The following is a 9567-nucleotide window of genomic DNA, read 5'->3' as shown; positions in this document are numbered from 1 at the left end:
ATGACCAAAGCCATGGTTGGTGATCGCGATGTATACAGTAGGTCGAGACATGCTTGGGTGTTCAAAATAGGGAACAGGGAACAGGGAATAGGGAATAGGGAATAGGAAATATATAATTTAGAATTGTCTTCGCTTAATCCATTCCGTTATTTATTTTATCGGCGTTTTTTATTAATTTTTTTCCTTGTTCAAGATAATTTATAAACTTTTTAAAATCCTCATAATTCTGTATAATTCTGTATAATTACTCTCAGGAATCAGATTCAAGTCATAAGCATCTGATTCAATTGCCATAATTCATAAGAAGGCAGGGTAATCTCTGGCGACAATAAAATAACCAAGTTTACGCGACCTTTCCGGGGTGGCTAGTTTTGTCCTGATCCAGAAGGTAATTTCTGTAAAACAAGACAACACCCTTGGAAGGATTTAAGACTGTGACAGCCAAACTGAATGCGAATGGTCGTTATCAAAATTTACATCCTGCTAATAAATGTTACACAAGGGAACATCAACCTGTTCCGCAAAGGTTAGCTAAAAAAGGCGATAGCCGCCTAAACACATCGCTACAGAATATTTCTAGCTTTGCCCTCTATAGCGTAGCGGCAATTGCTGTCCCAGGTTTTTCCCATCCCGCTTGGGCAAAATCTTCAGTGAAGACGACCTATCAGCCTGATATTATTATCCCCACCCCAATTGAACCCAGTGAAATCCAAGCAGGATCATCAGTAACATCAACAACTAGCGCTCAAGCTGTTGCCTCACCAGAATCTATTATTGTCCAGGAATTTACGCAAGAATCGAAGGCAGAGGGCAGAAATGGGGAAATGGGAAGACGGGAAGAGTTTCCTACTCACCAGTTACCGATCGCTCATCACCAATCTCCCATTGAGGAAAATCGAGTCAGGCTGGAGTTTTCCGGGGAATCTGAATTAACCTTGCCCACTCTAGACACATCTGAGTGGGAGATGGCATCGCCAGAATTAGAACGTCCCAACCAAGTTGTGCCAATCGTAGTGAGTGCTAGACAGACAGGGAAAAATCGCCAACCTAGAGTGGAAAAATATACACGAGATGATCCTGATGTCAAGACCTTTGCCATAGACAGGGAAAATCACGCCGACAAGGAGGATAAGGAAAACAGACAACCTGTTGCCCTTAATCCGAAAAAGTCCTGTAGTGCGACTCAACAAACGATGTTGGCACAAGCACCCAATCAACGGACACAATCGGCACTCTGTCGGGAGGTTAACCGCTTACAAGAGGAGTTGCGATCGCTAGAAGATATAGACATTCAAGAACCCTTACGTGCCTCCCCAGCTTTGAGTATTGTTATTCCTACAGCTTATGGCGCTCATCGCAATACAGGGTTTGTTAGCGCTACCTATCAGGAACGCACCCGCTATAGTGATGTTGATGATGGGGCGTTAGGCATTGGGATTGGGTTGGGTGATGCTCAGAAGTCTGTGGGGGTAGAACTTTCATACGCACTTGCTAGTTTCGGGTCTAATCGGGATTTTGGCAGTGGTGGTTTTAACGCTAAAGTGCATCGTCGCTTACCTCAAGGTTGGGCAGTTGCAGCGGGTTGGAATGGCTTGATTAACCTGGGTGATGATAATGACTTTGAGAATTCTGTTTATGGCGTGGTGAGTAAGATTATTCGGACGCGAGAGGATATTAATCAACCCTTTAGTCGGGTGGCGATAACGGCTGGAATCGGTAATGGACAGTTTCGCACGGAGGAGGCGGTAGAGGATGATAATGGCACGATTAATGTATTTGGTAACGTTGCGGTGCGGGTGGCTGAACCTGTGAGTTTAATTGCTGAATGGACGGGACAAGACTTGGGTGTGGGTGTGTCTATTGCTCCCTTTAAAAATATCCCATTGGTGATTACCCCAGCATTGCGAGATATTGCGGGGGCTGGAGATGGGGCGCGATTTGTTTTGGGTGCAGGGTTCGCGTTTAAGTTTTGAGTATGTAGGGGCGGGTTTTACTATTATCGTTTGTTGTTACCCTAATGTTACTAAACCCGCCCTGACTGACTTTTGTATAAATTGGAATATGGAGTGAGTGTGATGAAAGTAAAGCAACGGATAGTTTGGACAATAACAACGTTAGTCATGGGTACTGGGTTAATCGCAACATCTACCAATGCTCAACCCCCCAACCAATCAGATATTACCGGAACAAATATCTGGAATAATACTGCACCTATTTTTGATCAAGATGGCAAATTAGATCCAGCCATATTAGAGAATGCTCGTCGTCTGGATCAAGCCTTAGAAGAAGCGGCTGAGGGTTGCTGTAATGCAGTTCAGCCAGAGGCTCCGCGTCGATTTGCTAGAGAACCGGGAACTCCGAATCCGGCTTGTGCAGATTGTCTAGAATTGAATCGTTTAGTTGAGGAAACCGAGATATTTTTGGATGAAGTCAATCGCACTCAGGGAGCGCGAGTTAACGCCAGTCGTAATCGTCTTTGGTAGAGATTTACCTCCCCTGCTTCCAGACGTAGCATGCTACGTCTGGAACATGGCTCCCCCAGCTTCCCCGCTCAAACCTGAAAATCCGGGTCAGAGTTAGCGGAGAAAATGCGATCGCGTCCTAAGGCTTTGGCTTTGTAGAGAGCGCGATCGGCAAGTTGGACTAATTCACTGGACGAAAGTTGATGGGATGGAGTCGTTGTAGCGATTCCTAAACTGAGCGTTACCCAAGGATGAATCGGAGATTTGGCATGGGGGCGCTTGAGTTTATCCATTTGATAGCGGATTTTTTGGGCAACGATAAAAGCGCCTGGATTATCTGTATGGGAAAGAATCACGACAAATTCTTCACCGCCATAGCGAGCGACTAAATCACTCGGTCGTTGAGCCGCTTGGCAGATGGCTTCAGCAACTTCTTTTAAACAATTATCTCCAACCCAATGACCGTAGGTATCGTTGTAGGCTTTAAAAAAGTCAATATCACACAAGATTAAGGATAGAGGAGTTAAGTTACGTCGAGAACAGATTAATTCCTCGGCTAAAGCTTGATCGAAACGGCGGCGATTGGCAATTCCGGTTAAACTGTCTATTTTGACCAGTTTCTGTAGGTGTTGGTTATCTGTCTTTACCTTTTGATAAAGTTCTGATTGTTGAATCGCAATAGCCACCTGTTTGACTAACTGGCTTAAACAATCAATTTCCCAAATTTTCCATTGACGATTAGGAGTACAATGATGAGCGATAATTATCCCCCATAATCGATGGTAAACAGGAGACTGAGGTTTTTTTAGATCGGACTCACTATTACAGATGGGTATCGCTAAAACAGATTGCTTGTGCAAATTGAACAATTTTGGTTTTAGGTTAGATGTTTTTTGATTGTTAATGACTTGAATGAACTGTTGATTGTAGGACAATATCTGAGGCAAATTTAAAAGTTCATGAATTGCCGGAATCTCCGGATAACTATTGCTATAGTCAGCCGCTGCTAAAAGCATAGTAGGAGATTTATCTGCCTGATAGCGATAGATGAGAACCCGATCGGTTTTCAGGAATTGACGGACTTGGGTGACAGTGGTGTGTAAAATTTCTTCGAGATCCAATGAGCGTCGGATCTGCTCAACCATACGCTCTAAAATCCGCTCCCGTTTAGCCTGCTGTCGAATTGACTCGCGATCGCGTTCCCGTTCAATGGCATAGCGTATAGCCCGTATCAAGTTTTCTCCAGCAAATTGCCCCTTTATTAAATAATCTTGAGCGCCTTCACGAACCACTTGAATTGCCAACTTTTGATCGTTAAGAGAGGTTAAAACAACAATTGGAGTTGTGGGCGCTTTTGCTTTGACTTGAATTACAGTATTTAATCCTTGACTATCGGGAAGAGATAGATCCAGTAAAATAATGTCGAAGGTAAACTCTATCAATTTTTTTATGCCCTGACTCAATCGTTGAGCATGGGTTATGGCGAATTGATTAGGGTTTAATTCTGAAAATAATTCTTGGATTAATTCAGCTTCTACACGATTATCTTCAATTAAGAGAACTTTGAGGATTTTACTATCCAACAAAACAGATTGATTGCATTTTAGTCCATTCATGGTTATAATCCTATGAATTATTAACTAGATCTAAAGTTTAGCTTAAATTATAAATATATTAAGGACTTGGACAAGAATAAAGTTGAGGATTTGGATGATAAACTTAATCGTTTTAGGCGATTCCTAATTTTCAAGTTTCAGATTAACATCCGACTCCTGTAGATTATTACTAACTTAAGATAGAAATTCGGTATAAGCGAAGACGTATTTTAGTAATATAGTGCCAGATCATATACAATTTACCTGACCTAAATCATTATCGGCAGTCTGAATGCCAATTCGCTGAGTCAACGACTCATATATAAGGATTTTTCTCCTATCTTTGGGTTGAATTGATTACGCTAATTTCTATCTCTTTAGGTAGATGCTCACCTAATCAGATCAGTTCAGTAATCGAAGTATCGAACTTATTGCAAAAGGCAGAAGGTTATTACACTCGTCAGACAACCTGGTAGAGACATAGCCTATACATCCCTACACGATTGCCTTTCCGCTTAAGTTAATACCAATGCACCCCAATCGACCCCTATAGCGTTTGGCATTTGACTTTTGACGTTATGGAAAGCTATATTAGCCTTTTTATTTCGCCTGTAGTCTTTGCCAAAGGGTAAAACTTAGAAGAATAATTATAGTACCACTTGTAACAATAATCACCATTGAGGTCATCCCTTGCAGTTTCATCGCCAGTCCATTACATACCAACGTCACCCCCCAAAGGGTAAAAGCCGCATGACGTTGGGACAAACCCCAAGCTAGTAAGCGGTGATGTAAGTGATCTTTACCCGGAGTTTTCAGCGGGTTTTTTCCCGCCATGAGTCGCCGAACAAATACCTGAGTTGTATCCAGCACAGGCAATAATAAAAAGAACACTGGCGGCACCAGAGCAAATACCGTCGTCACTTTTAGGTTACCTAAAATACTGGTTGCGGCTAGCACATAGCCAAAAAAGTAAGCCCCCGCATCTCCCATAATGATTCGGGAGGGATAGAAGTTGTGTCGCAAAAATCCCAATGCAGCACCTCCTAAGGCTGCCAAAAGTAAGGTAGCTGCTGCTCTAGTTTCAAACTGCGCCGAAACTGCCAACAAACTCATGGCGGTAATGAAGCTGATCCCACCCGCCAAACCATCCATTCCATCCATTAAATTAATCGCATTGGTAATTCCCACAACCCACAACCAGGTCAACACAATGGAGAATATCGGGTCAATGGGAGTGCCAAAAGGCGTTTCGATGCGGATATCGCTGGCAATCAGCAAGAGGGCGGTCAGGGTTTGACTAAACAGGCGTACATACGCAGGTAGACCAAATTGGTCATCGATAAAGCCCACGAGGACGAGGATTGAAGCACCGAGCAAAATCGTCAGCACTTGGGCTAAGACACCTTCGATGACAATGGGTCTTAATAGAGTCGCTAAGACTAGCGCCGCTATGACACCCGCATAAATTGCCAATCCACCCGCGTTGGGTAGGGGTTCTTGATTGAGTCGTCGGGCATTCGGTTGATCCGCCCAACCCACTTGCAGGGCAAATGAGCGTACTGCTGGAATCAAACACCACGTTACCCCCCAGGCTAACCCGAAGGTGAATATTACTGCTAGCCAGCCACTGCCACTAGGGTTGGCAATGCCGAGAGACTCTAGGAAGCTGTACAAATCTATCTCCCACTTCACGCTCAGACTGCCAATTATTATTATTCTCAACTGTACAGGAATCAATTCGGTAAAGTGCTACTGCCATTTTGGACATTGATTCGGTGTAGTAGTACTTACCGGACACCATTGTATCGATCCGGGTTTTTGTGGTTCATCTCTCTTCCCCCTTGGAGACCCCCACCATAGCTGTACTCAGCTTGGTGGTGGGAGGAAAAGGGGGGTAGCACTTATGCTGCATAGGAATAACCGTCTTTTTTGTGAATATGTGTGCAGTATTTGTGACTAATTCCTTGAACTAGCCCATCGGGTGTTGAGATATTGAAACTGCCTGTAGCACGAGTAGCTACTCGACCAACATACGTTCCAATCTTCTTTCCAGAAGTGACTACAGCTTTAACGATGTCACCCGTCTGAAAACCTTTGTGAAATTTTGTTCTCTTGCAATAACGAATCGGGAATCCAAATTTGTTAGTGCGGCATTGCTGGCGGGTTCCGTGACCCTTGGCTGCAATCAACAAAGGTTTAGTTCCTGATGTGACTAACTGCTCTGGGGTTGATGCCCCTACACAAGCAGCATCCCAATAATGGGTTTTGTCCAAACCTCGGATGGTGCGGTTGTATTTGGTGCGACCACCCGTGCCAACTTCTACAGGTAAGCCTGTTTTTTTGAGATTTTCGTACAGGTTCCAGCGAGTTGCGTTGACTGCTGCTGTGTCAGCTAAAGGTCTTTTGGCTTGTGCCAGAATTCGTTTAAGCAAGTCGGGTTTACCCTTGAGAAAATCTTTGATATCCTGATTCCCTTTTTTTTGATTGCAGGGAGTACAGGCTAAACACAGATTGCTGAGTCGGTTTGAACCTCCCTTTGAGCGAGGATTTATATGCTCAATTTCAAGATTGGTGTCTTTTGCGCCACAGTAAGCACAGGTTCTCTTCCACTTTTCGAGAAAAAACTCACGGATTTCGTAACCCGCCAAAGTTCCCTGCTGATAGCCGACTCCGCTAATTTCCGAATCTTCCATCTGCTGAGTATCAAATTTAACCAACTCTTGAGAGATAGCAGTAATTCGACACAGCGCCGACAACCGCTTAACCCAAGTCAGAATGTTGGCAACCCTACTATTTAGAGATGGTGGTAGCCATCCTTTGGGGCGAGTCCGATTCAAGAACCTCGGTTTGCGGTAACGAGTTTTACGGTTACGGCGTGAGCGTCTTAACTGTCGGCGTGAAGTTAGAGCATCCCGAATTTGGAATCCACGATGCTGCAACTCGGCTACCCAGACGACTTCGCCTGTAGCGTCGTTGACCACAGCCAGTCCTGTAGTTTTAGCTCCAGGGTCGATTTTGATTCGGAGTAGAGACCGTCCATGTTTAGTCTCTACAACGGCTGGTCTGGATACCTCCTGTTTAAGTATCAAGGTAAAGGGATACTGACGGAAAACCGCAGCTTTCCCTTGAGATAACAGCATCCTTGCCCTCCCTGGATGGATAGGATTAAGAGGCTGTTTGTTTGTATCTAGAACGAAAACTTTGGACATTTGTGTCCCTCCTTGCGGGTAATGTTAGCCTGGACAATGTTTTGGAAGTTTTTTGCGTCAACGACACTGGCTTCGACCCGATACGCCTGTTTAATCGTTGACCACAGAGCTACAGACTGGCTTCGTATCCGTAGGTGTGATGGCTCCCAAAACGTAGTACTTTTTCGGTACTTAGTCGGGTAAACTCTGGGCTTCTCTTAAAAGCCCCCGCTAGATTCGGTACTCCGAATTAGCGGCGGGTAGTTTACACTGAATCCAGGTAAATGTCTGCCGTTTGGGTAAAGACAAGGCTCCAAGCCAGAAGGTAGAAGGCTCGGAGCCGATTATTCGGGAGAGGATGAGGGCGGATTGGGATCAGAATGCTGATTGCTCTCTACTGTCTCAAGGTATTGACTATCCAGTAAAAAAGCGCCCTTAGAAAAGCGAACTCCCCAAAATCCTCCGGGACGTCGATCAAGGATCACCCCTTCTTCACCAAGGCTAATCACATCCGGGGGTCGCAGCATGGGCATAGGTTCGGCTGTTTTAACATAGCGGGGTAGGGCAATTAGGCGAACGCGATCGCCAACTTTAAATTCTTCAGACATATTACTCGGTATGGGTCAGTGCTGATCAGTTCCTAGCTTATGACGAGATCTTGCCACACGGGTAATAAATCTTAAGATACCTTCTGGCGATCGCGCTCCTGATCAATTAAACCTCCGTCATTCTTATGTAGGGGCGACCCGCCTCCACAAATCGACAACTGTATCTACTCAATTGGCTCGGGTCGCCCTTTCCTCAACCGTTGGTGTCAGAACATGACCGATCATGAATCATTAGCAATAACCAATGACATAAGCCATAAGACATAAGACAAACTAAGGAACTTGCCAAATGCGCTGATGGTAAGCTTCGGGTTCAGCGTAAGGGTCAGGAGGAGACTCCGAGTGATTGTGGCTGTGGTGATGATGATCATGGTGATGACCGTGATCATGATCATGAGTGTGACCCGTATTATCCCCCACTGCCGCTAACCGGAACTTACACAACTCACAATTCATCTGTACCTGTCCCAGTTGCGTCTCGATTTCTCGTTCCCGCAATACCGAAAGTAATTCCGGTTGAATACCCATTTCCGGTAAACAGGTCATAGAAATGTCCGGATATTGCTCCTGCTGCTGCGCGGTGATATCAAATATCTTTTTCACCAGCACCCCGGTAAACAGGAAATAAGGCAGAACGATAATCCGCTTAGGCTGGAAAAGCCGAGCGCGATTGAATCCTTCCTCTAAACGGGGATGAGTAATCCCAATAAAGCAGATTTCCACCGTTTTATAGCCACTGCCTTCCCAGAGCAGACGCGCTAATTTGTAAACATCACCATTAGCATCGGGATCACTAGAACCGCGACCAACAACCAGCAGCACCGTTTCACTTCTGGGAATTGAGGACATTGAACTGTTCTGGGAAGGTTGATCCAGTTGAGCCAGTCGTCGGTGCCATAACTCCAGAATTGCCGGAGTAATGCCAAAATGACGCCCATAATGGAATTGGATGTGCGGATGTCTGGCTTTAGCGCGGTCTAACTCGTTAGTGACATCAAATTTATTATGTCGTGCCGCAAACAGCAAAATCGGCAGCACAGAGAATTCCGTATACCCTTGTGCCACACATTGGTCTACGCCCTCCTGAATACTGGGAGTGGTTAATTCCAGAAAACAAGGAACAACTGGGCGAGACGAGTCTAACCCTCGATAGGCGTGGGCAAAATCCAAAAACCCCTGACGCCCCTGCATATCCCGGCTACCGTGACCAACCATTAATAGGGGGCGGTTAAGGGGGAGTGGTGGCAAAGATAGTGAATCTGGGGTGGAATGAGTCGTGTCTACAGTCGGCATTAAAATTAAGCTCCCTTCCCGTGCGAGGCGGGAATATAGAGTGGATAAGCAACAGCTAGGTATTCTGGCTTAGGTGGAACGTCACCTGGGTTGGTAGTTGCGATGCGAGCGCCATAAACACTCAAGCACCGACGACAAACCCTGAAAGATTGTGTCATTTCAACCTTGACAGTTGCCGCACAGCCCCGGACTTACACCGGAGTTTCCCTAAACTGTTGTTATTTATTTGTGCCTTGATATCTTATCCGATCCGATGACGAGTCAAAATCCAGGGTAGGGGGGTTTTGGGGTTAACCTGAACTGAGATCTGCTATCTCCTCTCTAATCGATTTGCAGTAGCAGAATTTGAGACAGTATCCCAGGGTTCTAGGCTAACCTAACACTATTACAGCCAGCTCAAGGAAATTCCCATGTCAACCTC

Annotated in this window: 7 protein-coding genes; 2 read left to right on the top strand and 5 right to left on the bottom strand. The window is 45.2% G+C overall.

From position 1 onward, the window contains the following. Positions 1-434 precede the first annotated feature (434 nt). Both ACLFWI_RS20000 and ACLFWI_RS19995 read left to right on the top strand, forming a co-directional pair. Entirely contained in the window at positions 435-1973 is a 1539-nt protein-coding gene (locus ACLFWI_RS20000) for a hypothetical protein (protein ID WP_446414369.1), read from the top strand. A 102-nt stretch (positions 1974-2075) separates the two neighbouring features. After that, the gene (locus ACLFWI_RS19995) at positions 2076-2483 is read left to right on the top strand and encodes a hypothetical protein (protein ID WP_446414368.1); all 408 of its coding nucleotides are present in this window, start codon (positions 2076-2078) and stop codon (positions 2481-2483) included. 68 nt (positions 2484-2551) lie between these two features. On the opposite strand, the gene ACLFWI_RS19990 is transcribed toward ACLFWI_RS19995, so the two are convergent. The 5 genes from ACLFWI_RS19990 to ACLFWI_RS19970 all read right to left on the bottom strand — a co-directional run bounded on the left by ACLFWI_RS19990 (position 2552) and on the right by ACLFWI_RS19970 (position 9146). Beyond that, the gene (locus ACLFWI_RS19990; RefSeq protein ID WP_446414367.1) at positions 2552-4078 is read right to left on the bottom strand and encodes a diguanylate cyclase domain-containing protein; all 1527 of its coding nucleotides are present in this window, start codon (positions 4076-4078) and stop codon (positions 2552-2554) included. Between the two features lie 579 nt (positions 4079-4657). Beyond that, positions 4658-5737, bottom strand: a complete 1080-nt coding sequence (locus tag ACLFWI_RS19985) for an MraY family glycosyltransferase (protein WP_446414370.1) — start codon at positions 5735-5737, stop codon at positions 4658-4660. 221 nt (positions 5738-5958) lie between these two features. Then, complete coding sequence (gene iscB / locus ACLFWI_RS19980) at positions 5959-7266, bottom strand: RNA-guided endonuclease IscB (RefSeq protein ID WP_446414366.1); 1308 nt, start codon at positions 7264-7266, stop codon at positions 5959-5961. Positions 7267-7589: 323 nt separating this feature from the next. Continuing rightward, on the bottom strand, positions 7590-7853 hold the full coding sequence (gene sipA, locus ACLFWI_RS19975; protein WP_446414365.1) for a regulatory protein SipA: 264 nt from the start codon (positions 7851-7853) through the stop codon (positions 7590-7592). 273 nt (positions 7854-8126) lie between these two features. Next, positions 8127-9146, bottom strand: coding sequence for a sirohydrochlorin chelatase (locus ACLFWI_RS19970; protein ID WP_446414364.1), 1020 nt, complete (start codon positions 9144-9146; stop codon positions 8127-8129). Positions 9147-9567: the final 421 nt, after the last annotated feature.

Source organism: Coleofasciculus sp., assembly GCF_046539235.1.
Lineage (GTDB): Bacteria > Cyanobacteriota > Cyanobacteriia > Cyanobacteriales > Coleofasciculaceae > Coleofasciculus.
Note: the sequence above shows the minus strand (reverse complement) of the source record. Positions and strands in the feature narration are given on the sequence as shown.